General features: G+C 66.9%; 25 protein-coding genes. 15 read left to right on the top strand and 10 right to left on the bottom strand.

Features of this window, described 5'->3' with window-relative positions; translation table 11 throughout:
- Positions 1-94: 94 nt before the first annotated feature.
- From NX02_RS15880 to zapE, 3 genes are read left to right on the top strand one after another with little or no spacing between them, the layout of a single operon-like run.
- Positions 95-880: a succinate dehydrogenase iron-sulfur subunit gene (locus tag NX02_RS15880; protein WP_025293190.1), complete on the top strand. Its 786-nt coding sequence runs from the start codon at positions 95-97 to the stop codon at positions 878-880.
- Between the two features lie 7 nt (positions 881-887).
- On the top strand, positions 888-1,340 hold the full coding sequence (locus tag NX02_RS15875) for a PaaI family thioesterase (RefSeq protein WP_025293189.1): 453 nt from the start codon (positions 888-890) through the stop codon (positions 1,338-1,340).
- Positions 1,337-2,455, top strand: coding sequence for a cell division protein ZapE (zapE, locus tag NX02_RS15870; RefSeq protein WP_025293188.1), 1,119 nt, complete (start codon positions 1,337-1,339; stop codon positions 2,453-2,455). Before NX02_RS15875 ends, zapE begins: the two co-directional genes overlap by 4 nt.
- Positions 2,456-2,494: 39 nt before the next feature.
- Here zapE and NX02_RS15865 read toward each other — a convergent pair whose 3' ends face one another.
- Positions 2,495-3,835 carry an amidohydrolase family protein gene (locus NX02_RS15865; RefSeq protein ID WP_025293187.1) on the bottom strand — a complete coding sequence of 447 codons (1,341 nt, stop codon included), beginning with the start codon at positions 3,833-3,835 and terminating at the stop codon, positions 2,495-2,497.
- A gap of 67 nt (positions 3,836-3,902) precedes the next feature.
- The gene (locus tag NX02_RS15860; protein WP_162232683.1) at positions 3,903-4,412 is read right to left on the bottom strand and encodes a winged helix-turn-helix transcriptional regulator; all 510 of its coding nucleotides are present in this window, start codon (positions 4,410-4,412) and stop codon (positions 3,903-3,905) included.
- A gap of 91 nt (positions 4,413-4,503) precedes the next feature.
- Between NX02_RS15860 and NX02_RS15855 the strand changes: the two genes are divergently transcribed.
- The 8 genes from NX02_RS15855 (at position 4,504) to NX02_RS15820 (ending at position 14,014) form a co-directional block, all read left to right on the top strand.
- On the top strand, positions 4,504-4,878 hold the full coding sequence (locus tag NX02_RS15855) for a VOC family protein (RefSeq protein ID WP_025293185.1): 375 nt from the start codon (positions 4,504-4,506) through the stop codon (positions 4,876-4,878).
- Between the two features lie 168 nt (positions 4,879-5,046).
- On the top strand, positions 5,047-6,009 hold the full coding sequence (mdh, locus tag NX02_RS15850) for a malate dehydrogenase (protein WP_025293184.1): 963 nt from the start codon (positions 5,047-5,049) through the stop codon (positions 6,007-6,009).
- Positions 6,009-6,593 (top strand): hypothetical protein, encoded by a 585-nt coding sequence (locus NX02_RS15845; protein WP_025293183.1) that lies wholly within the window; start codon positions 6,009-6,011, stop codon positions 6,591-6,593. The genes mdh and NX02_RS15845 overlap by 1 nt, the downstream gene beginning before the upstream one ends.
- Positions 6,590-7,474, top strand: a complete 885-nt coding sequence (gene sucD, locus NX02_RS15840; protein WP_025293182.1) for a succinate--CoA ligase subunit alpha — start codon at positions 6,590-6,592, stop codon at positions 7,472-7,474. Before NX02_RS15845 ends, sucD begins: the two co-directional genes overlap by 4 nt.
- An 88-nt stretch (positions 7,475-7,562) precedes the next feature.
- Positions 7,563-10,481: a 2-oxoglutarate dehydrogenase E1 component gene (locus tag NX02_RS15835; protein ID WP_025293181.1), complete on the top strand. Its 2,919-nt coding sequence runs from the start codon at positions 7,563-7,565 to the stop codon at positions 10,479-10,481.
- An 8-nt stretch (positions 10,482-10,489) separates the two neighbouring features.
- A complete protein-coding gene (gene odhB, locus NX02_RS15830) occupies positions 10,490-11,740 on the top strand; it encodes a 2-oxoglutarate dehydrogenase complex dihydrolipoyllysine-residue succinyltransferase (protein ID WP_025293180.1) in 1,251 nt (416 codons plus the stop codon).
- 73 nt (positions 11,741-11,813) lie between these two features.
- Positions 11,814-13,208: a dihydrolipoyl dehydrogenase gene (gene lpdA / locus NX02_RS15825; RefSeq protein ID WP_025293179.1), complete on the top strand. Its 1,395-nt coding sequence runs from the start codon at positions 11,814-11,816 to the stop codon at positions 13,206-13,208.
- A gap of 164 nt (positions 13,209-13,372) precedes the next feature.
- On the top strand, positions 13,373-14,014 hold the full coding sequence (locus NX02_RS15820; RefSeq protein ID WP_039996625.1) for a hypothetical protein: 642 nt from the start codon (positions 13,373-13,375) through the stop codon (positions 14,012-14,014).
- Between the two features lie 24 nt (positions 14,015-14,038).
- On the opposite strand, the gene tyrS is transcribed toward NX02_RS15820, so the two are convergent.
- On the bottom strand, positions 14,039-15,265 hold the full coding sequence (tyrS, locus tag NX02_RS15815) for a tyrosine--tRNA ligase (protein WP_025293177.1): 1,227 nt from the start codon (positions 15,263-15,265) through the stop codon (positions 14,039-14,041).
- A gap of 43 nt (positions 15,266-15,308) precedes the next feature.
- On the opposite strand from tyrS, the gene NX02_RS15810 reads away from it, so the two are divergent.
- The gene (locus tag NX02_RS15810; protein WP_025293176.1) at positions 15,309-15,842 is read left to right on the top strand and encodes a DOMON-like domain-containing protein; all 534 of its coding nucleotides are present in this window, start codon (positions 15,309-15,311) and stop codon (positions 15,840-15,842) included.
- Between the two features lie 4 nt (positions 15,843-15,846).
- Positions 15,847-17,046: an exo-beta-N-acetylmuramidase NamZ family protein gene (locus tag NX02_RS15805; protein WP_025293175.1), complete on the top strand. Its 1,200-nt coding sequence runs from the start codon at positions 15,847-15,849 to the stop codon at positions 17,044-17,046.
- A 127-nt stretch (positions 17,047-17,173) separates the two neighbouring features.
- On the opposite strand, the gene NX02_RS15800 is transcribed toward NX02_RS15805, so the two are convergent.
- From NX02_RS15800 to NX02_RS15780, 5 genes are all read right to left on the bottom strand, one after another.
- A complete protein-coding gene (locus NX02_RS15800; protein ID WP_025293174.1) occupies positions 17,174-17,506 on the bottom strand; it encodes a hypothetical protein in 333 nt (110 codons plus the stop codon).
- A gap of 202 nt (positions 17,507-17,708) precedes the next feature.
- Complete coding sequence (gene egtD, locus NX02_RS15795) at positions 17,709-18,665, bottom strand: L-histidine N(alpha)-methyltransferase (RefSeq protein ID WP_025293173.1); 957 nt, start codon at positions 18,663-18,665, stop codon at positions 17,709-17,711.
- Positions 18,665-19,939 (bottom strand): ergothioneine biosynthesis protein EgtB, encoded by a 1,275-nt coding sequence (gene egtB / locus NX02_RS15790; RefSeq protein WP_025293172.1) that lies wholly within the window; start codon positions 19,937-19,939, stop codon positions 18,665-18,667. Before egtB ends, egtD begins: the two co-directional genes overlap by 1 nt.
- Positions 19,940-20,083: 144 nt before the next feature.
- A complete protein-coding gene (locus NX02_RS15785) occupies positions 20,084-20,656 on the bottom strand; it encodes a cob(I)yrinic acid a,c-diamide adenosyltransferase (protein ID WP_025293171.1) in 573 nt (190 codons plus the stop codon).
- 13 nt (positions 20,657-20,669) lie between these two features.
- On the bottom strand, positions 20,670-20,891 hold the full coding sequence (locus NX02_RS15780) for a twin transmembrane helix small protein (protein ID WP_025293170.1): 222 nt from the start codon (positions 20,889-20,891) through the stop codon (positions 20,670-20,672).
- Positions 20,892-21,007: 116 nt separating this feature from the next.
- Here NX02_RS15780 and NX02_RS15775 point away from each other — a divergent pair, with 116 nt between their 5' ends.
- Complete coding sequence (locus NX02_RS15775; RefSeq protein WP_025293169.1) at positions 21,008-21,523, top strand: hypothetical protein; 516 nt, start codon at positions 21,008-21,010, stop codon at positions 21,521-21,523.
- 27 nt (positions 21,524-21,550) lie between these two features.
- Positions 21,551-22,948, top strand: a complete 1,398-nt coding sequence (locus tag NX02_RS15770; RefSeq protein ID WP_025293168.1) for a phospholipase D-like domain-containing protein — start codon at positions 21,551-21,553, stop codon at positions 22,946-22,948.
- A 7-nt stretch (positions 22,949-22,955) separates the two neighbouring features.
- Here the strand turns inward: NX02_RS15770 and NX02_RS15765 are convergent, their stop codons facing one another.
- Positions 22,956-23,510 carry a DedA family protein gene (locus tag NX02_RS15765; RefSeq protein ID WP_025293167.1) on the bottom strand — a complete coding sequence of 185 codons (555 nt, stop codon included), beginning with the start codon at positions 23,508-23,510 and terminating at the stop codon, positions 22,956-22,958.
- Positions 23,511-23,520: 10 nt separating this feature from the next.
- Positions 23,521-24,636, bottom strand: coding sequence for a GGDEF domain-containing protein (locus tag NX02_RS15760; RefSeq protein ID WP_025293166.1), 1,116 nt, complete (start codon positions 24,634-24,636; stop codon positions 23,521-23,523).
- Positions 24,637-24,717: the final 81 nt, after the last annotated feature.

The raw sequence follows: 24,717 nt of genomic DNA, 5'->3' as shown, positions 1-24,717 counted from the left end.
AACACGCCTTGAACGCGTCGATCTGATAGGCGGTTGAGGTGCGGGCCCCGATTGACTATCGGGGGTCCATTCCAGCGGCGATCGGATCGAACAGATGGCAGAATTCACCCTTCCGGCAAACAGCAAGATCAAGCCCGACGGCAAGACCCACAAGGCGGATCCGGAAGCGACGAACGTCAAGAAGTTCAAGGTCTATCGCTACGATCCCGACGCCGGCGAGAATCCGCATTACGACACGTTCGAGCTCGACCTGGATGAAACCGGGCCGATGGTGCTCGACGCGCTGATCAAGATGAAGAGCGAGCAGGACCCGAGCCTGACGTTCCGCCGCTCCTGCCGCGAGGGGATCTGCGGTTCGTGCTCGATGAACATCAACGGCAAGAACGGCCTCGCCTGCACCACCGCGATCGAGGACTGCAAGGGCGACGTCCGTATCACGCCGCTGCCGCACATGGACGTGATCAAGGATCTCGTCCCCGATTTCACGCACTTCTATGCGCAATACGCCTCGATCCAGCCCTGGCTGAAGACGGTGACGCCGCAGCCCTCGGGCAAGGAGCGTCTCCAGTCGCCGGAAGACCGTGCCAAGCTGGACGGCCTCTACGAGTGCATCCTGTGCGCCTGCTGCTCCACCTCCTGCCCGAGCTATTGGTGGAACAGCGACAAGTTCCTGGGGCCGGCGATCCTGCTGCAGGCCTATCGCTGGCTGGCCGACAGCCGCGACGAGATGACCGGTGAGCGCCTCGACGAGTTGGAAGATCCGTTCCGCCTCTATCGCTGCCACACCATCATGAACTGCTCCAACGTCTGCCCGAAGGGCCTGAGCCCCGCGCGCGCGATCGCCGAGGTCAAGAAGATGGTGGCCGAGCGCGCGATCTGACGCGACGGTGCTGGGGGACGGAAGCGAGACCGTAGACGGGAAGGACGGCTGGCGGCACTGGCTGCCGGGCGACCCGACGCGCTTCATCGCCGTGCTGGGTGACATGCACGTCCGGACGGATGCGGCGGGGCGCGCGATCGTCCGGATGATGCCGGAGCATCGCCATTCGAACGTGCTCGGTGCCGTCCATGGCGGCGTGCTGATGTCCTTCGCCGATACCGCGCTGTTCGCGGCGGCGCAGGTGCTGGGCGTCGAAGCGGCCGAAGGCGCGGTAACCGTCGATCTCTCGGCGCAGTTCATCGGCGCGGGCCGCATCGGCATCGCGCTCGAGGCGGAGGTCGAGATCCTGCGCACGACGCGCCGGCTGATCTTCCTGCGCGGCCTGATCCGCCAGGCCGAAACCAACATCCTTTCCTTCGCCGGCACCGTCCGGCGCGCCTCTACGGGAACGCCGGCTTGAGCATCGTCATCGACCGTTACGAAGCGCTGATCGCATCGGGCCAGCTTCGCCCCGACCCCGAGCAGCGCGCGGCGGCGGAGCGTTTGACGACCTTGCAGGCGGAACTCGAGGCGGTGCCGACGCGCGGCTCGATCCTGTGGCGGGTGATCGGCCGCAAGCCGGATCCGGTGCGCGGCCTCTATATGTGGGGCGGCGTCGGGCGCGGCAAATCGATGCTGATGGACCTGTTCTTCGGGTGCCTGAAGATCGACCGCAAGCGTCGCGTCCATTTCCACGAGTTCATGCTCGACGTCCACGCCCGCCTGCGCGTGGAGCGCGACAAGGAGGTCGGTGACCCGATCCAGCCGGTTGCGGCGGCGCTCGCCGATGAGGCGCGGCTGCTTGCGTTCGACGAGATGGTGGTCAACAACACCGCCGACGCGATGATCCTGTCGCGGCTGTTCACCGCGCTGATCGTCGACAAGGACGTCACCATCGTCGCAACCTCGAACCGCGCGCCCAAGGATCTCTACAAGGACGGGCTCAACCGGCAGCATTTCCTGCCCTTCATCGCGCTGGTCGAGCAGCGGCTCGACGTGATCGCGCTGAACGGGCCGACCGACTATCGCCGCGACCGCTTGGGCGACATGAGCCTGTGGCGCTCGCCCAACGGGCCGGAAGCGACCGCCGCGATGCGCGAGGCCTTCTTCCGCCTGACCGACTTTCCGCCCGAAGACAGCATCCACGTGCCCTCGGAGGATATTGCTGTGCCGGGCGGGCGGACGATGCACGTGCCCAAGAGCCTGAAGGGTGTCGCGGTCTTCTCGTTCAAGCGGCTGTGCGGCGAGGCCCGCGGCGCGCAGGATTATCTCGCGATCGCACGGCGCTATCATACCGTCATCATCGTCGGCGTGCCGGTGCTCGGGCCGGAGAACCGCAACGAGGCAGCGCGCTTCGTGACGCTGATCGACGCGCTCTACGAATATAAGGTCAAGCTGCTGGTCAGCGCCGATGCGGAGCCGGACGTGCTCTATCCGGCGGGCGATGGCGCGTTCGAATTCGAGCGGACGGTGAGCCGGCTGCTGGAGATGCGCTCCGAGACGTACCTCGCACTGGGGCATGGCCACGCGGGGTAGGGTGTAAGGTGCCCCTCCCGGGGGGAGGGGCACCATCGCTCACTCCGCCGGAAAGCCCTGCCGCTTGCCCGCCAGCTTGTGCACCACGCCGTGGCGCATCACGAAATCGACCTGCTCCATCCGCCGCACATCCTCCAGCGGGCTGCCGGCCACCGCGATGATGTCCGCATCCTTGCCCGGCGCGATCGTGCCGATCGTCGCATCGCGGCCGAGCGCCTCGGCGGCGTTGACCGTCGCGGTCTTGAGCGCGGCGGCGGGCGTCAGTCCCGCTTTGACCAGCAGTGCGAATTCCTGGGCATTGTCGCCATGCTTTGAGACGCCGGTGTCCGTGCCGAACGCGATCTTCACGCCGGCGGCGATCGCCTTGGAATGGCTGGCGAAGGCAGCGGCCGCCGCTTCCTCCGCCTTGGGAATCACCGCGGGCGGCAGCACGCCGGCGCGCGCCTGCTGAACCGCGGCATTGGGTGCCAGCATCGTCGGCACCAGCCAGGTGCCATTGGCCTTGAACAGCCGGATCGCCTCATCGTCGAGGAAGGTGCCATGATCGACGGTATCGACCCCCGCCGCAATCGCCGCCTTGGTGCCCGCCGCGGCATGGCTATGCGTCGCGACCTTGCGGCCGAGGCCGTGCGACGTCTCGATGACCGCCTTCATCTCCTCGTCGGTCATCGCCCGGCCGAGGCCGCCCGAAACGTTGGAAAGCACCCCGCCGGTCGACATATATTTGATGACCTGCGCGCCGAGCGCCACCTGCTGCCGCACCGCGCGGCGGCAATCGTCGGGGCCGTCGCAGGTGTTGATCTGATGCTGGTGGACGGCGTCGGCGAAGGTTTCCGCCAGCCCGTTGCTGGGGTCGCCATGGCCGCCCGACACCGAAATCGGCGCGCCGGCATTGACGATCGTCGGCCCCGCGACGTCGCCGCGTTCGACGCCCTCGCGCAGCGCACGCATGCCGCGGGGATTGCCGCCGAGATCGCGGACGGTGGTGAAGCCGGCATCGAGCGTGACGCGCGCATTGCTCACCGCGTACATCATGTCATCGGCATCGTCGCGGTTGAGCGCGGTCAACCGGTCGCGCATCGGATCGCCGCCGATACCCCAGAGATGGACGTGCATGTCGATCAGGCCCGGCATCACGAAACGATCCTTGAGGTCGACGAGCTTCGCGCCGGCTTCGGGCGTGGCATAGCCATCGCGGATCTCGGCGATCTTGCCGCCGCGGATGACGATCGTGCTGGCGCCGCGCGGCGGCTTGCCGGGTTCGGCGAGCAACGCGCCGGCGTGGATGATGGTGACCGGCTCGGGCTTGGCGGGCGCGGTCTGCGCCGCGAGCGGCGTGGCGGCGAGCAAGGCGGCGGCGATGGCGGCGAGACGGCGCATGAGGATCCCCCTGATGATCTGATGCACGCAGGCTATGCCGCCAAGTCGCGGTGCGCCATAGCTTTTCTCATGCCAGCAGCGCCTCGGCGAGCGCCCTCCCGCGCGGGGTGAGGCCGTAGAGCGGCAGCGGCGGAAAGCTGGCCGGCCGGAGGTCGCGCGCGATCAGCGACGCCCCCATGCCCTGCTTGATCGTCAGCGAGAGCGCGCGCGGGGTGACCGGTGCCAACCGCGTCAGCAGGTCGCCGAAACGGCGCTTCTCACCGGCAATGCCGGCTACCAGCGGCAGGGTCCAGCGGCCGAGATCGGCGGGGGAGAGGCCCTGCGCGCTGCGTTCCGCCATCGTGCGTGCGGCGGCGGCAGCGATCGCGCGTCCGGCGTCGGTCAGCAGATATTCTGGGCGCAAGGGATGGCCATGTCCCGGATTGCGCATCACCCAGCCGGCGGCGACGACATGGTCGAACGCGCGCGACAAGCTGTTGCGGGGCGCCGCCAGCCGCGTCTCCGCCACCGCGAAGCGGATTTCGCCGGCGCCATCCAGCGCCGCCATCAACGGCATCGCCCAACGATTGGCGCCCATTGTCTGAAGATCCGATAGCGTCAGCATCGATTGACGAATAATATAGTTGATATACAAATGGAACGTGAATCGACGAACGGGGAGCGGTGCGATGGCGATCGAATTCGATGGCGGGCTGACGATGGCGCTGGGCGTGACCAGCCTCGACCGTTCGATCCCCTGGTACCAGGCGGTGCTCGGCATGACCGTGCTCTACCGCATGGACGATATCGCCTGGTGCGAACTCAGCACGCCTGTCGCGCGGGTGAATATGGGATTGTCGCAGGTCGAGGTCGCGACTCCGGGCGGCGTCACCCCCACCTTCGGGGTTGTCGATATCGATGCCGCGAAGGCCGTGCTCGACGCGGCGGGCGTCAAACAGGATGGGCCGATCGACGACATACCCGGCATGGTCAGGCTGCTGACCTTTTATGATCCTGACGGCAATACGCTGATGCTGTATCAGGATCTTGCGGGCGATGCTTGATATCGCGGCAGGGATGTGGTTTATTGCAACTAATTCGTAGTTGCAAAGATTTCCGGGTGGCTAAGCTTTTTGCAGGTTGTCCCCGCGTTCCGATAGGCCTAAGCGGGCCGCGCTCCGGTCTCAAAGTGTCAAGTCCGGGCATTCGGAATCGCTAGGGAGACCATTTGGATGGCCCGGAAGAAGATCGCGCTCATCGGCGCAGGCAATATCGGCGGCACGCTCGCGCACCTCGCAGCTTCCAAGGAACTCGGTGACGTCGTGCTGTTCGACGTGGTCGAAGGCGTGCCCCAGGGCAAGGCGCTCGACCTGTCGCAGTGCGCTCCGGTGGAAGGCTTCGACGTCGCCCTCAAGGGCACGAACGACTATGCCGACATCGCTGGCGCCGACGTGATCATCGTCACCGCCGGCATCGCCCGCAAGCCGGGCATGAGCCGCGACGATCTGCTGGGTATCAACCTGAAGGTCATGAAGGCGGTGGGTGAGGGCATCAAGGCCAACGCCCCCGACGCCTTCGTCATCTGCATCACCAACCCGCTCGACGCGATGGTGTGGGCGCTGCGCGAATTCTCGGGCCTGCCGCACAACAAGGTCGTCGGCATGGCCGGTGTGCTCGATTCGGCGCGCTTCCGCAGCTTCCTCGCCGAAGAGTTCAAGGTCTCGGTTCAGGACGTCACCGCGTTCGTCCTCGGCGGCCATGGCGACACGATGGTCCCCGTGGTCGAATATTCGACCGTCGCCGGCATCCCGATCCCCGACCTCATCAAGATGGGCTGGTCGACGCAGGAGCGCATCGACGAGATCGTCAAGCGCACGCGCGGCGGCGGCGGCGAGATCGTCGCGTTGCTCAAGACCGGTTCGGCCTTCTATGCGCCGGCGACCGCGGGCATCGAGATGGCCGAGGCCTATCTGAAGGACAAGAAGCGCGTCCTGCCCTGCGCTGCCTATCTGAGCGGCGAGTATGGCGTGAACGACCTCTATGTCGGCGTGCCGGTGATCATCGGCGCCGGCGGCGTCGAGAAGGTCATCGAGATCGCGCTCAACGATGAGGCGAAGGCCAACCTCGCCGTCTCCGTCGATGCGGTCAAGGAACTGCTGGTCGCCTGCAAGGGGATCGACGAAAGCCTGGCGTGATGCTGCTGCCCGCTCTGCTGCTGGTGATGCAGGCCCAGGCGGCGGCAGCGTCGCCCGCCTATCCCGAGGATGCCGTGCTTGCGGCGTTCAAGGGGGCCTGCACCTCGCTGGAGAGCGCGGCAACGGCTGACGCTGCGATCCGTGCCGCCGGCTGGGAACGGTTTACGCCAGACCCGGACAGTCCGTTCGGAGAGCTTGTCGCCTTCGGCAAATCGGTGCCGCTGCCCCATGAGGGCGGCGAATATCGCCGCACCGTGGCCGGCCGCCCGCTGGAGCTCGCGCTCTCGGCGGTGGACAATGGCGAAGAGGGCATCACCGTCGGATGCCGCGTCTACGACATGACCGCCGATGCGCCGCTGTCCGACGCGGCGGTTCGGCGGTTCGGCGGCGAAGGGTTCAGGAAGACCGACATTCCGGAGGTTTTCCTGAGTTACATCTGGGAACCCGGCGTCGTCGCCAGGGACCACAGCAAGACCCAGATCGGCTTCGTGCCGAAGGGCAGCGAAGTCGCAGCGCAATTACACGTCGTGGGCGTCAGCCTGATGGCGCAGAGGATAAACGCGAAGGGAAGCGGGACCGAATGAGCATTCTCGTCAACAAGAACACCAAGGTCATCACTCAGGGGATGACCGGCGCCACAGGCACGTTCCACACGGAACAGGCGCTGGCCTATGGCACGCAGATGGTCGGCGGCGTCACGCCCGGCAAGGGCGGTGAGACGCACATCGGCCTGCCGGTGTTCGATACCGTCGCCGAGGCGATCACCAAGACCGGTGCCGATGCCAGCGTCGTCTACGTGCCGCCGCCCTTCGCGGCCGACTCGATCCTCGAGGCCATCGACGCCGAGGTGCCGCTGATCGTGTGCATCACCGAGGGCATTCCGGTGCTCGACATGGTCAAGGTCAAGCGGGCGCTCAGCGGCTCCAAGTCGCGCCTGATCGGGCCGAACTGCCCGGGCGTGCTGACGCCGAACGAATGCAAGATCGGCATCATGCCGGGCTCGATCTTCAAGAAGGGTTCGGTGGGCGTTGTTTCGCGCTCGGGCACGCTTACCTATGAGGCCGTGTTCCAGACCACGGCGATCGGCCTCGGCCAGACCACCGCGGTCGGCATCGGTGGCGACCCCGTCAATGGCACGAACTTCATCGACGTGCTCGAGTTGTTCCTGGCCGACGACGAGACCCAGTCGATCATCATGATCGGCGAGATCGGCGGCGACGCCGAGGAGCAGGCTGCGCAGTTCCTCAAGGACGAGGCGAAGCGCGGCCGCAAGAAGCCGATGGCGGGCTTCATCGCCGGCCGCACGGCCCCTCCGGGCCGTCGCATGGGCCATGCGGGTGCGATCGTTTCGGGCGGCAAGGGCGGCGCCGAAGACAAGATCGCGGCGATGGAACAGGCGGGTATCAAGGTGGCGTCCAGCCCGTCCGAGCTGGGCACCACGCTGGCCGAAGTGCTGAAGGGCTGATCGAAGCGCCCCGCCCAGCCGGCGGGGCGCGGTCGGCGCTGCAGAGGAGCGGGCTTTCCGCGGACGGGAAAGCCCCAGGAGTGTGAAGATGGGTTTTGAAGGCCAGGAGTTCGACGGTATCGAGGGCGTGAGCCCGGGGTTCGTCGAGACGCTCTATCGTCGCTATGTCGCCAGTCCCGAGTCGGTCGATCCGGCGTGGCGAGACTGGTTCGAGGGCGTCGAGCAGACGACCGCGGCTCCGAGCTGGGCGCGGCCGAACTGGCCCCCCAGCGACACCGATGCGCTGACCGCGGGGCTCGATCCCACCCAGATGCAGGTGGAGCCGAAGGCCGCGCCGAAGCGCGCTCCTGCGCCGACGCCGGTGTCTGCGGACGAAATTGCTCGCGCCGCGGGTGATGCGATCCGCGCGCAGATGCTGATCCGCACCTATCGCGTGCGCGGTCACCTCGCTGCCAATCTCGATCCGCTTGGCCTCAGCAAGCGCGAACTTCCCGCCGACCTGACGCCCGAATATCACGGCTTCAGCGGCGAGGATCTCGACCGCCAGGTCTATCTGGGCGGCACGCTGGGCCTCGATCGCGCGACCGTTCGCGAACTCGTCGACATCCTGCGCGCGAACTACTGCGGCAATGTCGGCCTCGAATATATGCACATCGCCGATACGGAGGAGCGCCACTTCCTCCAGCAGCGCATGGAAGGCAAGGACAAGGCCATCGAGTTCTCGCCCGAGGGCAAGATCGCGATCCTCTCCAAGGTGATCCAGGGCGAGCAGTACGAGAAGTTCCTCGGCCGCAAATATGTCGGCACGAAGCGCTTCGGCCTCGATGGCGGCGAATCGATGATCCCGGCCTTCGAGGCGGTGATCAAATATGGCGGCCAGATGGGCGTGCGCGAGATCGTGATCGGCATGGCCCACCGTGGCCGCCTCAACGTGCTGGCGAACGTGATGGCCAAGCCCTATCGCGTGATCTTCCACGAGTTCTCGGGCGGCTCGTCCAATCCGGACGATGTCGGCGGCTCGGGCGACGTGAAGTATCACCTCGGCACCTCCACCGACCGCGAGTTCGACGGTATCAAGGTCCATATGTCGCTGGTGCCGAACCCGTCGCACCTCGAAACGGTGGATCCGGTGGTGCTCGGCAAGGCGCGCGCGACCCTGCAGATGCGCGACGATCTCGAGGAAATGGATCAGGTGCTGCCGATCCTGCTGCACGGCGATGCCGCATTCGCGGGGCAGGGCATCGTCTGGGAGACGCTGGGTTTCCAGGGCATCCGCGGCTACGCCACCGGCGGCTGCATCCACTTCATCATCAACAACCAGATCGGTTTCACGACCAGCCCGCAATTCGCGCGCAACTCGCCCTATCCGTCGGATGTGGCGAAGGGCGTCCAGGCGCCGATCTTCCATGTGAACGGCGACGATCCGGAGGCGGTGACCTTCGCCTGCAAAATGGCGATCGAGTTCCGCCAGAAGTTCGACAAGGACGTCGTGATCGACATGTGGTGCTATCGCCGCTTCGGTCACAATGAGGGCGACGAGCCGAGCTTCACCCAGCCGCTGATGTACGCGAAGATCCGCCAGCATCCGCCGGTGAGCGAGATCTATGCGAAGAAGCTGCGCGAGCAGAACGTTATCGACGGCAATTATGCCGGCGAATATGCCGACCGCTTCGTCGCGGTGCTGGAGCAGGAGTTCCAGGCGGCGGCAGGCTACAAGGCCAACGCCGCGGACTGGTTCAGCGGTCGCTGGTCGGGGCTGAACCGCCCGGCCGATCCGGAAAATGCGCCGCGCAACGTCGAGACCAGCATCGACAAGAAGCTGTTCGACAGCCTCGGCCGCACCCTGACGACGGTTCCCGACGATCTCGAAATCCACAAGACGCTGGGCCGTGTGCTCGACGCGAAGCGCGAGATGTTCAAGTCCGGCCAGGGTTTCGACTGGGCGACGGGCGAAGCGCTGGCGTTCGGCAGCCTGGTGTCCGAAGGTTTCGGCGTTCGCCTGTCGGGCCAGGATTCGGGCCGCGGTACGTTCAGTCAGCGCCATGCGGTGTGGGTCGATCAGAAGAGCGAGGAGAAATACATCCCCCTCGCGACCGTGCCTCATGGTCGGATCGAGGTTCTGGATAGCCCGCTGTCCGAATATGGCGTGCTCGGTTTCGAATATGGCTATGCCATGACCGATCCGAAGACGCTGGTGCTGTGGGAAGCGCAGTTCGGTGACTTCGCCAACGGCGCGCAGATCATCATCGACCAGTATATGGCTGCCGCCGAAGCCAAGTGGCTGCGCGCCAACGGTATCGTGCTGCTGCTGCCGCACGGTTACGAAGGCCAGGGGCCGGAGCATTCGTCGGCCCGACTGGAGCGCTATCTGCAGCTCTGCGCGCAGGACAATATGCAGGTGGCGAACGTCACCACGCCTGCCAATTATTTCCACATCCTGCGCCGCCAGATGCACCGCAGCTTCCGCAAGCCGCTGGTGATGATGACGCCCAAGTCGCTGCTTCGCCACAAGATGGCGGTGTCGAGCGCCGAGGACTTCATCGGCGCATCGCATTTCCAGCGACTCAAGTCCGATCCGACGCCGCCCAAGGCGGAGGATGTGAAGCGGCTGGTGCTGTGCACCGGCAAGGTCGCCTACGACCTGATCGAGGCGCGCGATGCCGCCGAGGTCAAGGATACGGAGATCGTCCGCGTCGAGCAGCTCTATCCGTTCCCGTCCGAACCGCTGGTCGCGCGCCTCGAGCGCCTGACCAACCTTCAGGATGTGGTCTGGGCGCAGGAAGAGCCGAAGAACAACGGCGCGTGGTTCTTCGTCGAGCCGCTCATCGAGGAGTGCCTCAAGAAGGCGGGCACGAAGTCGAAGCGCGCGCGCTACGCGGGCCGTGCGGCTTCGGCCTCCCCCGCGACCGGCCTCGCGAGCCGTCATCTTTCCGAACAGGGCGCGCTTGTGGCCGATGCGCTCGGCCTCAGCGTTCGCGCCGAGATCAAGCGCCGCAAGAAGGGCTAAGTTTCATCATGGCGACAGACGTTAAGGTGCCCGTTCTGGGCGAATCGATCACCGAAGCGACGATCGGCGAATGGTTGAAGCAGCCGGGCGATCCGGTGAAGGCTGATGAGCCGATCGCCAGCCTGGAGACCGACAAGGTCGCGGTGGAAGTGCCCTCGCCGGTGGCCGGCGTGATGGGCGCGCATGCCGCCAAGCCGGGCGACACGGTCGAGGTCGGCGCGGTGATCGCGGTGATCGAGGAAGGCGGCGCCGCCGCTTCCGCTCCGGCAGCCGCGGCCAAGCCGGCTCCGGCCGCTGCCCCCGCGCAGATCGTGGCACCCGCGCCCGCCCCGGCGCCCGCCGCGGACGATGAATCCGGCCCGCCTCCCCTCTCGCCGGCGGTGCGCCGGTTGGTGCTGGAGCATGGCCTCGATCCCTCGTCGATCAAGGGTTCGGGCAAGGACGGCCGCCTGACCAAGGACGATGTGATGGCGGCGGTTAAGTCCGGCGCCGCGCAGCCGGCGGCGGCGCCCGCCACGACGCCCGCGCCCGCGACCGCGGCGCTGCCCGCCACCGGCGGCCGCCGCGAAGAGCGCGTGCGGATGACCCGGCTGCGCCAGACCATCGCCCGCCGCCTCAAGGAGGCGCAGGACACGGCCGCGATGCTCACCACCTTCAACGACGTCGACATGACGGCGGTGATGGAGGCGCGCGCCAAGTACAAGGACCTGTTCGAAAAGAAGCATGGCGTCCGCCTGGGCTTCATGGGCTTCTTCGTGAAGGCCGCCTGCCAGGCGCTGAAGGACGTGCCTTCGGTCAACGCCTCGATCGACGGCGACGAGATCGTCTACCGCGACTATGTCGACGTCTCGGTCGCGGTCTCCGCGCCGAACGGCCTGGTCGTGCCGGTGATCCGCGACGCGCAGGACCTGTCTGTCGCCGGCATCGAGCGCACCATCGGTGACTTCGGCAAGCGCGCCAAGGACGGCACCTTGAAGATGGACGAGATGAAGGGCGGTACCTTCACCATCTCCAACGGCGGCGTGTTCGGCTCGCTGATGTCGACCCCGATCATCAACCCGCCGCAGTCGGCAGTGCTCGGTCTGCACCGCATCGAGGAGCGTCCGGTGGTTCGTGACGGCCAGATCGTCGCTCGCCCGATGATGTATCTGGCGCTCAGCTACGATCACCGCCTGATCGACGGCCGCGAGGCGGTGACCTTCCTCGTCGCGCTCAAGAACGCGATCGAGGATCCGACGCGTCTTCTGATCGACCTCTGATAAACATCCCCCTCCCGCATGCGGGAGGGGGGACACTGCCGGAATGCAATCGGCGTGAAAGGTGAAGTACACCATGGCTGACTACGACTATGACGTCCTCGTGATCGGCGCTGGCCCGGGCGGCTATGTCGCCGCGATCCGCGCCGCGCAGCTTGGCCTGCGCACGGCGTGCGCGGAGAGCCGCGAGACGCTGGGCGGCACCTGCCTCAACGTCGGCTGCATTCCCTCCAAGGCGCTGCTCCACGCCTCGCACCTCTATGAGGAAGCGCATTCCGGCGCGCTTGCGCGCTGGGGCGTTAAGGTCGAAGGCGCCAGCCTCGACCTCGATGCGATGCACGCGAGCCGCAAGGAAGCCGTGACCGGCCTCACCGGCGGCGTCGCCTTCCTGTTCAAGAAGAACAAGGTCGACTGGCTGAAGGGCCTCGCGACCTTCACCGGCAAGGACAGCGTCGAGGTCGCCGGCAAGACCTACCGTGCCAAGAACATCGTCATCGCCACCGGCTCCAGCGTCACCCCGCTGCCCGGCGTCGAGATCGACCATCAGTCGATCATCGATTCGACCAGCGCGCTCGAACTGCCCAAGGTGCCCGATCATCTGGTCGTCATCGGCGGGGGCGTGATCGGGCTCGAACTGGGCTCGGTGTGGCGTCGCCTGGGTGCGAAGGTGACCGTGGTCGAATATCTCGACCAGATCCTGCCGGGCATGGACGGCGAGATCCGCAAGGAAGCCGCCAAGATCTTCAGGAAGCAGGGCATCGAGATCGTCACCAGCACCAAGGTGACGGGTGCCACCAAGACCGACAAGGGCGTGACCCTGACCGTCGAGCCCGCCGCCGGCGGCGAAGCCTCGACGATCGAGGCCGATGTCGTGCTGGTCTCGATCGGCCGTCGTCCGAACACCGAGGGCCTCGGCCTGGACAAGGCGGGCATCGAGCTCAACAAGCGCAGCCAGATCGAAACTGATCACAGCTTCGCGACCAAGGTCGACGGCATCTGGGCGATCGGTGACGTGATCCCGGGCCCGATGCTCGCGCACAAGGCCGAGGACGAAGGCATCGCCGTCGCCGAGAACATCGCCGGCCTGACCGGCATCGTGAACCACGATGTGATCCCGAGCGTGGTCTACACGCTGCCCGAGATCGCCGGCGTCGGCCTGACCGAAGAACAGGCGCGCGAGAAGGGTGAGATCAAGGTCGGCAAGTTCCCGATGGCGGGCAACAGCCGCGCCAAGACCATCCACGACACCACCGGTTTCGTGAAGGTCATCGCCGACGCCAAGACCGACCGCGTGCTCGGCGCCTGGATCATCACGTCGGTTGCCGGCACGATGATCGCGCAGGTCGCCCAAGCGATGGAATTCGGCGCCACCAGCGAGGATATCGCCTACACCTGCCATGCCCACCCGACGCACTCAGAGGCGATCAAAGAAGCGGCGATGGCGGTTTTGGGTAAGCCCATCCACGTCTGATGCCTTGCCCATCGGCGCATCGCCGATGGAAAGACGACCGGTTTGACCAACGCCCGGCGAGCCCTGCTCGCCGGGCGTTCGGCTGCCTGCATGGTTCCACCGGCGGAACCATATGCCTGACCGATACGTAGACCCTGCACTCATTACGGTTGCGGAGTGGACATATGCGTGGAGTGATGCTGCTGGGGGCGACGGCGCTTGTGCTCGCCGGGTGTGGCGAACAGGCGCTGGACCTGCCTGCGGACCCCATCGAGAAGGCGGCAACCTGCGGTGTGGTCACGGCGGTGGATGCGCGCGAGAAGAGCAAGACGATCCAGGGCTCGCTGCCGCTCGATGCGCAGGGCAAGATCGTCCATTATGCCATGTTGGCCGGCGCGGAGAGCGATCGCTTCGAACCGTCCAAGGCCGCTGCGGTGGTCAAGCGCATGCCTGAACTGGAAAAGCCGGTGACCGGTTCCAAGTGGAAGGACGCGGTGGGCGCCTGCGATCAGGCGTTTCCGGCGACCGTCGCTAGCGGCCCGATCGATCTTCCGAAGGATCCGCTCGACGCCGAACTCGGCTGTGCGGGCGTCGCCGACTTCATCGGTCGCGGCATCCAGACCACCGACGAGGCGGCGGTCAAGCAGATCACCGCCTATAACGACATGCGCGCGAAGCTGGACGACAGCATCGCGGTGAAGTTGCGAGCACGCGGCCAGTCAGCCGCAGAGGCGCAGCAGGAGGCCCGCTACAAGGCGATGGCGACAATGATCAAGCTCGGGCCGCCGATCCGCGTTCTCGACGCATGCGTAAAGACCTACGGATAGGCGCCGAAGGGTAGGGGCGGGGGATTACCCCGCCAGCACCCCGTGGGCCTTCTTGCCGGCGGAGATCTTCACCGGCGCCGAGCCCACGCTGATCGTCAGCGCGTCGTCGGCCACCTTCTCGCCGTCCACGCGGGCGCCGCCGCCCTTGATCAGGCGGCGTGCCTCGCCCTTTGAGGCGACGAGACCGAGGCCGACCAACGCATCGACGATCGAGATCGAGCCGCCTTCCACCGACAAGGTCGGCAGAGCGTCGCCCGCGGAACCCTCCTCGAACGTGCGGCGCGCGGTTTCGGCGGCTTCTGCGGCGGCTTCGGCGCCATGCGCCATCGCGGTCGCCTCGTTCGCCAGCACGCGCTTGGCTTCGTTGATGCCGGCGCCTTCCAGCGCCTCAAGCCGGGCGATCTCGTCCAGCGGCAGATCGGTGAACAGGCGCAGGAAGCGGCCGACATCGGCATCCTGCGTGTTCCGCCAGAACTGCCAATACTCATAGGCGCTGCACATGTCGGCATTGAGCCAGACTGCGCCCGACATCGTCTTGCCCATCTTGCCGCCGTCCGCGGTGGTGATGAGCGGGGTGGTGAGGCCGAACACCTCGGTACCGTCCATCCGACGCGCCAGTTCGACGCCGTTGACGATATTGCCCCACTGGTCCGATCCGCCCATTTGCAGGCGGCAGGCATAACGCTGCGAAAGCTCGCGGAAGTCGTAGGCCTGCAGGATCATATAGTTGAATTCGAGGAAGCTCAGCGACTGTTCGCGATCGAGCCGCAGCTTCACCGAATCGAAGCTCAGCATACGGTTGACCGAGAAATGCTGGCCGACCTCACGCAGGAACGGGATGTATTCCAGCCGGTCGAGCCATTCGGCATTGTCGAGCATCACCGCATCGGTGGGGCCGTCGCCGAACGTCAGGAAGCGGGCGAAGACGCGCTTGATCGACGCCACATTGGCCGCAATCGTCTCGTCGGTCAGCAGCTTGCGAGCCTCGTCCTTGAAGCTCGGATCACCGATCTTGCCCGTGCCGCCGCCCATCAGCACCAGCGGCTTGTGGCCGGCCTGCTGCAGCCGGCGCAGCATCATGATCTGCACGAGGCTGCCGACATGGAGCGAGGGCGCGGTGGGATCGAAGCCGATATAGCCCGGCACGACCTGCTTCGCCGCCAGCGCGTCGAGCGCGCCGCCGTCGGTGACTTGATGGATATAGCCGCGCGAGGCGAGCAGGCTTAGGAGATCGGACTGATATTCGGTCATGGCGCGGCGCGCCTAGCATGGGGCGAACGATTTGGGGAGCGTTTTGGACAGATTCCGCCTGTATCCGTTTCCGGGCACCGCCGTGCCCGACCTTGCGATCGAGGCAGAACTGACGCGGCGGGCGGAAAGCGCGCTGGAAATCGCCTATGTCGTGACGGGGCCCGTCGGCAGCATCCTGCTGCCGTCGCCGGAGGCGCCGCAGCGGCGGGACGGGCTGTGGCAGCACACCTGCTTCGAGGCGTTCTTCGCGCTCGGCAGCGGCGCCTATCTCGAAGCCAATTTCGCGCCGTCGCAGCGTTGGGCGGCCTACCGCTTCGATGATTATCGTGCGGGCATGGCCCCGGCGGAGGCCTTTCCCGCGCCGGACATTCGGTTGGAAGCAGCGCCCGAACGTCTTGTGCTGACGGTGCGGCTGGCGCCGCTGCCGATGCTCGCGGAGGTCGGCGCGCTCGGCCTTTCCGCGGTGATCGAGGATCGCAGCGGCGGCAAATCCTGGTGGGCGCTCGCCCATCCTGCCGACAAGCCGGATTTCCATGATCGCGATTGCTTTGTCGCGCAACTCCCGGCAGCAGGCTGATCCCATGCACTTCGGTATCGATCGCCTGCTCGCCGACCCGGCGCTGCTCCAGTCGCTCAGGGGGCGCCGCGTCGCGCTGCTCGCGCACCCCGCCTCGGTCACCGCCGACCTCACCCATTCGCTCGACGCACTGGTCGCGGCCGGGGTGAACGTAACCGCCGCCTTCGGGCCGCAGCATGGGCTGCGCGGTGACAAGCAGGACAATATGGTTGAATCGCCGGATTTCGACGATCCTATCCACGGTATTCCGGTGTTCAGCCTCTACGGCGAGGTGCGCCGGCCGACCGGCCAGTCGATGCACACCTTCGACGTGCTGCTTGTCGACATGCAGGATGTCGGCTGCCGCATCTACACCTTCATCACGACGCTGCTCTATGTGCTCGAAGCCGCGGCGGAGCATGGCAAGGCGGTGTATGTGCTCGACCGTCCCAACCCCGCCGGCCGTCCGATCGAGGGGCTGACCTTGCAGCCGGGCTGGGAGAGTTTCGTCGGTGCGGGGCCGATGCCGATGCGCCATGGCATGACCTTGGGCGAACTCGGCCTGTGGTTCATCGATCGCCACAAGCTCGACCTCGACTATCGCATCGTCGAGATGGAAGGCTGGGCGCCGGACGCGGCACCGGGCTTCGGCTGGCCGCTGGGTGAACGTATCTGGATCAACCCCAGCCCCAACGCGCCGAACCTGTTCATGGCACGCGCCTATGCCGGTACGGTGATGCTGGAGGGCACGACCCTGTCCGAAGGGCGGGGCACGACGCGGCCGCTCGAACTGTTCGGCGCGCCGGACATCGCCGCGCAGCGGGTGATCGGCGTGATGCGCGATCTGGCGCCGCAATGGCTGGAGGGCTGCATCCTGCGTCACTGCAGCTTCGAGCCGACCTTCCACAAGCATGTCGGCCAATTGTGCAGCGGCATCCACATCCATGCCGAGGCGCCGGGTTACGATCATGACGCGTTCCGGCCATGGCGGCTGCAGGCGCTGGCGTTCAAGGCGATCCGTCTGCTTCACCCGGATTATCCGCTGTGGCGCGACTTCCCCTATGAATATGCGTTCGGCAAGCTGCCGATCGACGTCATCAACGGCAGCCCGTTGCTGCGCGAATGGGTGGATGATGCCGCCGCGACGCCGGCGGATCTCGATGCGCTGACGCTGCCCGACGAGGCGGCATGGGCCGAGGAGCGGCGGGCCTATCTTCGCTATTGAGTGAGGCGGCGGGCGTAATTCCTCGGCGGCAAGGCCGTTTCCATCCGGGCCAAGGTACTTACGCGTTTGAAACTTCGAAGGTGCCCCCGGAGAAGGCTCACGCTTCTCCGGGGGCACCTTATCGGGCTTACCAGCCCCGGCCCTGGCGATCGTTCTTCTGCACCTTGATGCGCGCGCTCAGCCCGTCGAAACGGCGGTCGAGGTCGGCGCGCTCGCGGGCCGAGAGCCCGCCACCGCTGCGGCGATAACTCGCCTCGAGACGAACCAGATCGTTGAACTGGCCGCGCAGCCGCTGGGCCTCCGCGCGGTTGAGCGATCCGCTGCGCACGCCCTGATCGATCCGCGTATCGAGCCGCTGCTGGCGCGCGTTGATGTTCTGCCACGGCGCCGCCTGTGCCGCGATCGGCATGGTGAGGGTGGCAATGGCGGCGAAACCCGCCAGGATCGAAAGACGCTTCATGTGAACCTCCTGGTGCATACTGAACGAGACCTTTTTGGTCCCGGAGTGTCGCCTGCGTTTGTCCGCAGCCCGGCTTTTGTGTCGCGAATTGTCGCGAGGCGGGCTGGCGTACGCGGCGCAGGAGAAACGCACGGACGATGGCGAGGTTGCTGCTGTCTTGCGTGCGTGAGTCCCCTCCCGCAAGCGGGCGGGGAGATGCGTGTTACGGCGCGGTGCCGGGCGCCTGTGCCTCGCACAGGAGGATCGCGAACTGGTCCTGCGGGTCAGTCCATTCGGCGATCGGCGTCCACGCGCCGGCGCGCAGCAGCAGACGGGCGTCGTGGGGGCCGTATTTGTGGCTGTTCTCGGTATGGATCGTTTCGCCCGCCGCCATCTCGAACGGCCGGCCGTCGATCGCGAAGCGCAGGTCGCGCATCGCCTGCAGGTGCATCTCGATCCGCGAATGGCCGTCGTTCCACACCGCGCGGTGGCGAAACGCGTCCACCGGTACGTCGGCGTCGAGTTCGCGGTTGATCCGCTCGAGCAGGTTCAGGTTGAATCGCGCGGTGATGCCCGCCGCGTCGTCATAGGCGGGGATCAGCACCTCGGGCGACTTGCGACGGTCCATGCCGATCAGCAATTTGGCGCCAATCCCCAGCGTTTCGACCATCGCCCGCAGCAGGTTGACCGCAGTACGCGCAACCATGTTGCCGATCGTCGAGCCCGGGAAAAAGCCCAGCCGGGGGAGCCCCGCGATGCTGTCCGGCGGCTGGATCGGCTGGGTGAAATCGGCTTCCAGCGGCTCGATGCGCAGCTTGGGGAAGTCTGCCGCGAGCGCCGCCGCGGACTGGCGCAGGAACTCGCCCGAAATGTCGATCGGCACATAGGCCGCCGGCTCCACCGCGGAGAGGATGTGCGGCGTCTTGGTCGAGGATCCGGATCCGAACTCGACCACCGCGCGGCCGGGGCCGACGAGCTGCGCGATTTCGCCCGCGTGCCGCTCGAGCAATGCCGTCTCCACGCGCGTGGGATAATATTCGGGCAGCCGGGTGATCGCCTCGAACAGTTCCGAACCCTGCCGGTCGTAGAACCAGCGCGCGGGGATCGCACGCGGGCGCAGCGACAGCCCCGTCAGCACGTCGGCGCGAAACGCCGGATCCACGTTGAGCATCGTCGCCATCACAGATCCTTTGCCAGACGCACGCCGGCGAACTGCCAGCGCTGGTGGGGATAGAAGAAGTTGCGGTAGCTGGCGCGGACATGGCCACGCGGCGTGGCACAGCTCCCGCCACGCAACACGAACTGCCCGCTCATGAACTTGCCATTATATTCGCCCACCGCGCCCGCGGCCGGGCGGAAGCCGGGGTAGGGCAGATAGGCGCTGCCCGTCCATTCCCAGACATCCCCGAACATCTGGCCGACGCCTTCGCCGGCAGGCGAAGCGCAGGGCCTCGCCGGCCCCGCGCGATCGAGCAGGTTGCCGCCTTCGGGATCGAAGCACCGGGCGGCGCTTTCCCATTCGGCTTCGGTCGGCAGCCTTGCGCCGGCCCAGCGCGCGAACGCCTCTGCCTCATAATAGCTGATATGGGTGACGGGCGCGGCGGGGCGCACGGCGTGGAGACCGTCGAGGGCGAAGGCGTTCCAGCCTCCGTCCGCTGCGCGCCGCCAATAAAGCGGCGCCTCGACTGCATTGGCCTTCACCCAGGTCCAGCCGTCCGACAGCCAATGGTCGGGGCGCCGGTAGCCGCCATCGTCGATGAAGGCGATCCATTCGCTGTTGGTGACCGGCCGGTCGGCGATGGCGTGGGGGTGGAGCAGCACCGGGTGGCGGGGCCCCTCGCAATCGAACGCGAAGCCGTCCGCGCCATTCTCGCCGATCTCGACGATGCCCCGCATACCCTCGATCCAGCGGATCGGCGCGGGGGCGGGGGCAGGGGGCGTGCGCGGCTCCGCCCATATGGCCGGCGCCAGCGGGTTGAGCGCGAACAACGCGAGGATGTCGGTTTGCAGCAATTCTTGATGCTGCTGCTCATGATGGCAGCCGAGCGTCACCAGCGCGCGCGCTTCCGCCGAAAGCCCCGGCAGGGCCGCTTCCACCGCGGCATCGACATGCGCGCGCCACTCGAGCACCTCGTCCAGCGCCGGCCGGGTCAGCATGCCGCGCCGGGCGCGCGCGTGGCGCTCTCCCTCGGCCTCGTAATAGCTGTTGAACAGGAAGGGCCAGCGTTCGTCGTAAAGCGCATAGCCCGGCACGTGATCGCGCAGCACGAAGGTTTCGAAGAACCAGGTCGTATGCGCGAGGTGCCATTTGGCGGGCGAGGCATCGTCCATCGCCTGCACCGTCGCATCGGCATCCGACAGCGACGCCACGAGCGCTGCGCTGAGCGTGCGGACCTGCCGGAAGAATGCGGGAAGCGGATCGCACAAAACCGCGGCGTCGCGCCGTGTCGCCATCATCTTTTCCGGCATCCCTGCTGCCCCTCGTCCCTTACCAAACGCGCGATTGCGGCCAAAGGTTCATCCGGCCAGTGCCGCGAGGGCGAACATACAGGGAACATCGGCGAAGGCAAACCCCATCCTTCCGGATAGGCGGGCGCATCACCGCGAGGCGCCCGGCACCCACAATATGTCGCCGCCGGCCTGCGCCGCCAACCAGCGCGCGGTAACGAAAAGATGGTCGGACAGGCGATTGAGATAGGCCAGCGCCTGCGGGTTGAGCGGCATGTCCGCCGCCGCCGCGGTTGCCGACCGCTCGGCACGACGCATCACCGCGCGGGCGAGGTGGACCGCGGCGACCGCGGGCGATCCGCCGGGCAGGATGAAGCTGCGCAGCGGCGCGAGCGACTCGTTCATCGCATCGATCTCTGCTTCCAGCCGGGCGACCTGCCCGGGCACGATGCGCAGCACCATCTCGCCCGGGGCGAAATCCTCGCCCGGTGTGGCAAGGTCGGCACCGAGATCGAACAGGTCGTTCTGGATCGTCAACAGCCGGCCGCGGGCCGCCTGCTCCATGCCCTGTGACGCAATCGCCACGCCGATCGCGCTGTTGGCCTCATCGACATCGCCGATCGCCTGCATCCGCAGATCATGCTTCGCGACGCGCGATCCATCGACCAGCCCGGTCGTGCCGCCATCGCCGGTGCGCGTGTAGATCTTGTTGAGCTTGACCACCGGCGTCGGAGAATCAGCGATTGAGCAGCAGCAACACCGCCACCAGCAGCACCGCGACCGCCTGAAACATCACGCGCGCCATCATCATGCGGTTCTGGCGCAGGCCCGAAGGGCTGGGGCCGCCATTCTTAAGATCGGCCTCGGTCTCCTGCAGGAAGGAGACGATGCCGCGAACAAGCGCAACGACCGTCGCGATCACGGCGGCCACGATCAGCAGGACGAGAAGCACGTTCATGAACTGCATTTAGGGCTTCGCGAAACGGAATCCAAACGGAATCGGGAAACGGCGGATGGTCGATGCGCCATGATCGGAGTTGACCGCGGCGACCGGATTCCGGAAGGCATGCGGATATGAGCTGGTCCGACTTCTTCGCGCGCCTGTTGGGATTGTCGCCCGCACCGCCGCACGAGCCGCCATCGGCTTCGCCCGCAGCACCGCCGGCGCCCCCGCCCTTGCCGTCGGCGGACCCGCGCCCGCCGGTGCCGTTCGATTATGAGGATCCGCGCCTGCCCGACGGCGCGCGGCCGCGCATCCTGACGATCCGCACCTTGATCGCCGAGGTCGAGGCGCGCGCGCGGACGCGCGGTATCGCCGCGACCGACCTGATCGACCTGCAGCAGATGCGCGACAATCATTTGCCGACCTTGCTCAAGAGCTATGTCGAGATCCCCGCCGAGCATCGCGCCGAGATTTTCCGCAAGACCGGCCATTCGGCGAGTTTCATCCTCAACGAGGGGCTCGACAAGATGGCGACCAGGCTCCGCGGCATGTCGCGCTCGCTGGCGCAGGGCGATCTCGACGCCTTTGCCGCGAACATGCGCTTCATCGAGGCGCGGTACGGCGATGATTTTTCGGCGCTCGATTGAGATGAAAGGGCTGCGCCAGGGAGCGCGATGATCGACGCATCGCATTTCGCGCTCGGCTATCTGCTGCTCGAATGGGCGATCCGCGCGGTGATGGTGATCATCATCCCGCTGCGCCGTCCGCCCGAAGCGGCGCGCAGCTGGCTGCTGCTGGTGCTGTTCCTGCCCGTGCCTGCGCTGCTGCTCTACCGCCTGATCGGGCGCGCCAGCTTTCCGGCGTGGCGGCGGGCGCGGTTCGAGGCGACCGCCAAGATGCGCGTCGGTATCGCGGGGGAATTGCGCGGACCGTCGCCGGACCCGTCGCAGCTCGCGCGCCTCGCCCGCACCCTCGGCGGCTTCCCGGCGGTCCGCGGCAACGCGATCAGCCTGATCCCCGGCTATGAGGCGGCGATCGCCGCGATGGTGGCGGCGATCGACGGCGCGACGCAGCGGGTCCATCTGCTGACCTATATCTTTGCCGACGATGCGACCGGCCGGGCCATCGCCGATGCGCTCGGCCGGGCGCGCAGTCGGGGCGTGGTGGTGCGCGTGCTGATCGACGCGCTGGGATCGCGCCCTTGGGCGAAGCGCAGCCTTGCGATGCTCCATGATCGAGGCGTCGACGCCCGGCTGGTGTTGCCGGTGCGCTTTGCAGCGCTGCGTCGCGCGCGAAGCGACCTGCGCAATCATCGCAAATTGTGCCTGGTCGATGGCGCGCTGGGGTTCGTCGGATCGCAGAACATCGTCGATCGCGATTTCAAACCGGGCATCGTCAATGACGAACTCGTCGCGCGGGTCGAGGGACCGGTGGTCGCGGCGCTCGACGCGGTGTTCGCCAGCGACTGGGCGATGGAGACCGAGGTGGTGCCGGCACCGCTGCCGATCGCCGCGCCGGCGGGCGGCACGCTGCTGCAGGCTATGCCCAGCGGACCGGATTTCGGCGTGCCGGGCTTCGAGCGGCTGCTCGTGGAGATCGTCCACGGCGCGCGCGATCATGTGGCGATCGTCTCACCCTATCTGATTCCGGACGAGGCGCTGCTGACCGCGCTGGGCAATGCGGTGGCGCGGGGTGTGGCGGTGGACCTCATCGTCTCGCGCGTCGTCGACCAGCGCTTCGTCAGCCTGGCGCAGCGATCCTATTATGACGAACTGCTCGAGGCCGGGGTGCGCCTCCATCGCTATCGCGACCGCCTGCTCCACGCGAAGACCGTCACGATGGATGGCATCGTCGGCGTCGTCGGATCGAGCAATGCCGACGTCCGGTCCTTCACGCTGAACGCCGAGATCAGCCTGATCCTCCACGATGCGCAGGCCTGCGCGGCGTTGGAGCGGGTGCAGCAGGCCTGCATGGCGAGCAGCGACCTGCTGACGCTGAACGAATGGCGGGCGCGGCCGCGGGGCGCGCGGCTGGCGGAAAACCTGGCGCGGTTGGTCAGCCCGCTGCTTTGAGCGCCGGCTATCGCCGTCGGCGCCACCCGCGCACGCCGATGGCCAGCAGCAGGATCACCGCCGCCGCGGGGATCAGCACATGTTCGAGCGGCCGGATGCGGCCGAACGCGGTTTCGATCGCTTGGCCGAAGAGATAGCCGGCGCCGACGAACGTCGTGCCCCACAGCGTCGCGGAGGCGGCGTTGACGCCCATGAAGCGGGCGGTGGGCAAGGTGGTGGTGCCGATCGCGACGGGGCTTACCGTGCGCAGCCCGTAGAGGAAGCGGAAGGCGAAGACGAAGGCGGTCGGGCGCCGTTCGAACGTGGCGAGCGCGCGGGCGAAGGCGGGCCGGTCACGGATGCGGCGGACGAAGCGATGGTCGCGGAAGCGCCGGCCGAGCGCGAAGAAGATCTGGTCGGCGACGAAGGAGCCCGCCGCCGCCGCCGCGATCGCAGGCAGCGGCGGCAATATGCCCCGGTGCACCATGATCCCGCCGAGGATGACGACCGTTTCCCCCTCGATCCCCGCGCCGAGGAACAGCGCGATCAGGCCGTAACGGGCAACCAGTGTTTCGAGCATCATCGCGAAACGGTCAGGCCGCGACCTGGTCGCGGCCTGCGGCCTTCGCCGCGTAGAGCCGGCCATCGGCGCGGCGCCGTGCATCGTGGAAGTTGGTGTCGCCGGCCTGGACATGCGCCAGCCCGATGCTGATCGTCCATGTGCCCTGATGGACGGGATGGCGACGGCCGAGCGCACTCAGCCGGTCGGCGAAGCGATGCGCGTCGCTGCCCGGCGGGAGAATGGCGACGAACTCGTCGCCGCCCACCCGCGCGAAGGATCCGCCAAGCTGGTCCGCCAGCGTGCAGGCATGATGGGAAAGCGTGATCAGCACCTGATCGCCGGCGTCATGGCCGTGGCGGTCGTTGATCGCCTTGAAATGATCGATGTCCACCGCCACCACCACCGCGCCCTCCACCAGCAGGCGGGCCTGCGCCGCCGCCAGCCCCGCGCGGTTCCACGCACCGGTCAGGGGGTCGCGCAACGCGACCTGGCGCAGCTGGGCGAGCGCGCGCTCGCCGGCCATCGAGAGCAGCGCAAGGCTGAGGACGCCGAGGAAGACCTGGTCGGCGAGCAGGGGTATGATGGCAACGATATCCGGTGACGCCGCGCCCTGGCTGAGAACCGCCGCGGCGACATAGGCCGGCACATAGCCGAACAGTGCGACTGCGGCGATCGTCCGCCCGCGGCTCGGCCTTGCGGGGAACCCCAGCAGCGTGGCGCTGGCGATCATCGTGATCGACAACAGCAGGGCCAGCCCCTCGGCGCCATCCAGCACCATCGCCGCGATCGGGTCCGCGGGCGTCGGCAGCAATTCCGCCAGGGCATGGCCCGATGCGGGAAGCAGGATGGGAAGCAGCATCCAGGGGTGGAAGGGCGGCAGCCCTTCGAAGCGGCGGATGCCGGCGAGGACGAGGATGTTGGTGAAGGCCAGCACCACCATCAGGGTGCTCACTGCGATCCATGAGCCGTGCGGCACGTAACCGAACGCGATCAGCACCAGGCCATAGAGACCCATGCTGGCCGACCAGTAGAGCAACGGAGTCTCGCTGCGGCGTGCAAACCACAGCACGGCGAAGACGATGGCGAAGGACATCGTCGCAACCGTACTGCACAGACGCAACGTCTCGAGGTCGGGCAGCTGGAACACGCTTCTCTTTCCCGGAAAATCAGCAGCCTCTTGCCAGACTTTGGTTAACAGTGAGTAATGGCGGTCTCGCCCGTCATGATC

This window comes from Sphingomonas sanxanigenens DSM 19645 = NX02, assembly GCF_000512205.2.
GTDB lineage: Bacteria > Pseudomonadota > Alphaproteobacteria > Sphingomonadales > Sphingomonadaceae > Sphingomonas_D > Sphingomonas_D sanxanigenens.
Note: the sequence above shows the minus strand (reverse complement) of the source record. Positions and strands in the feature narration are given on the sequence as shown.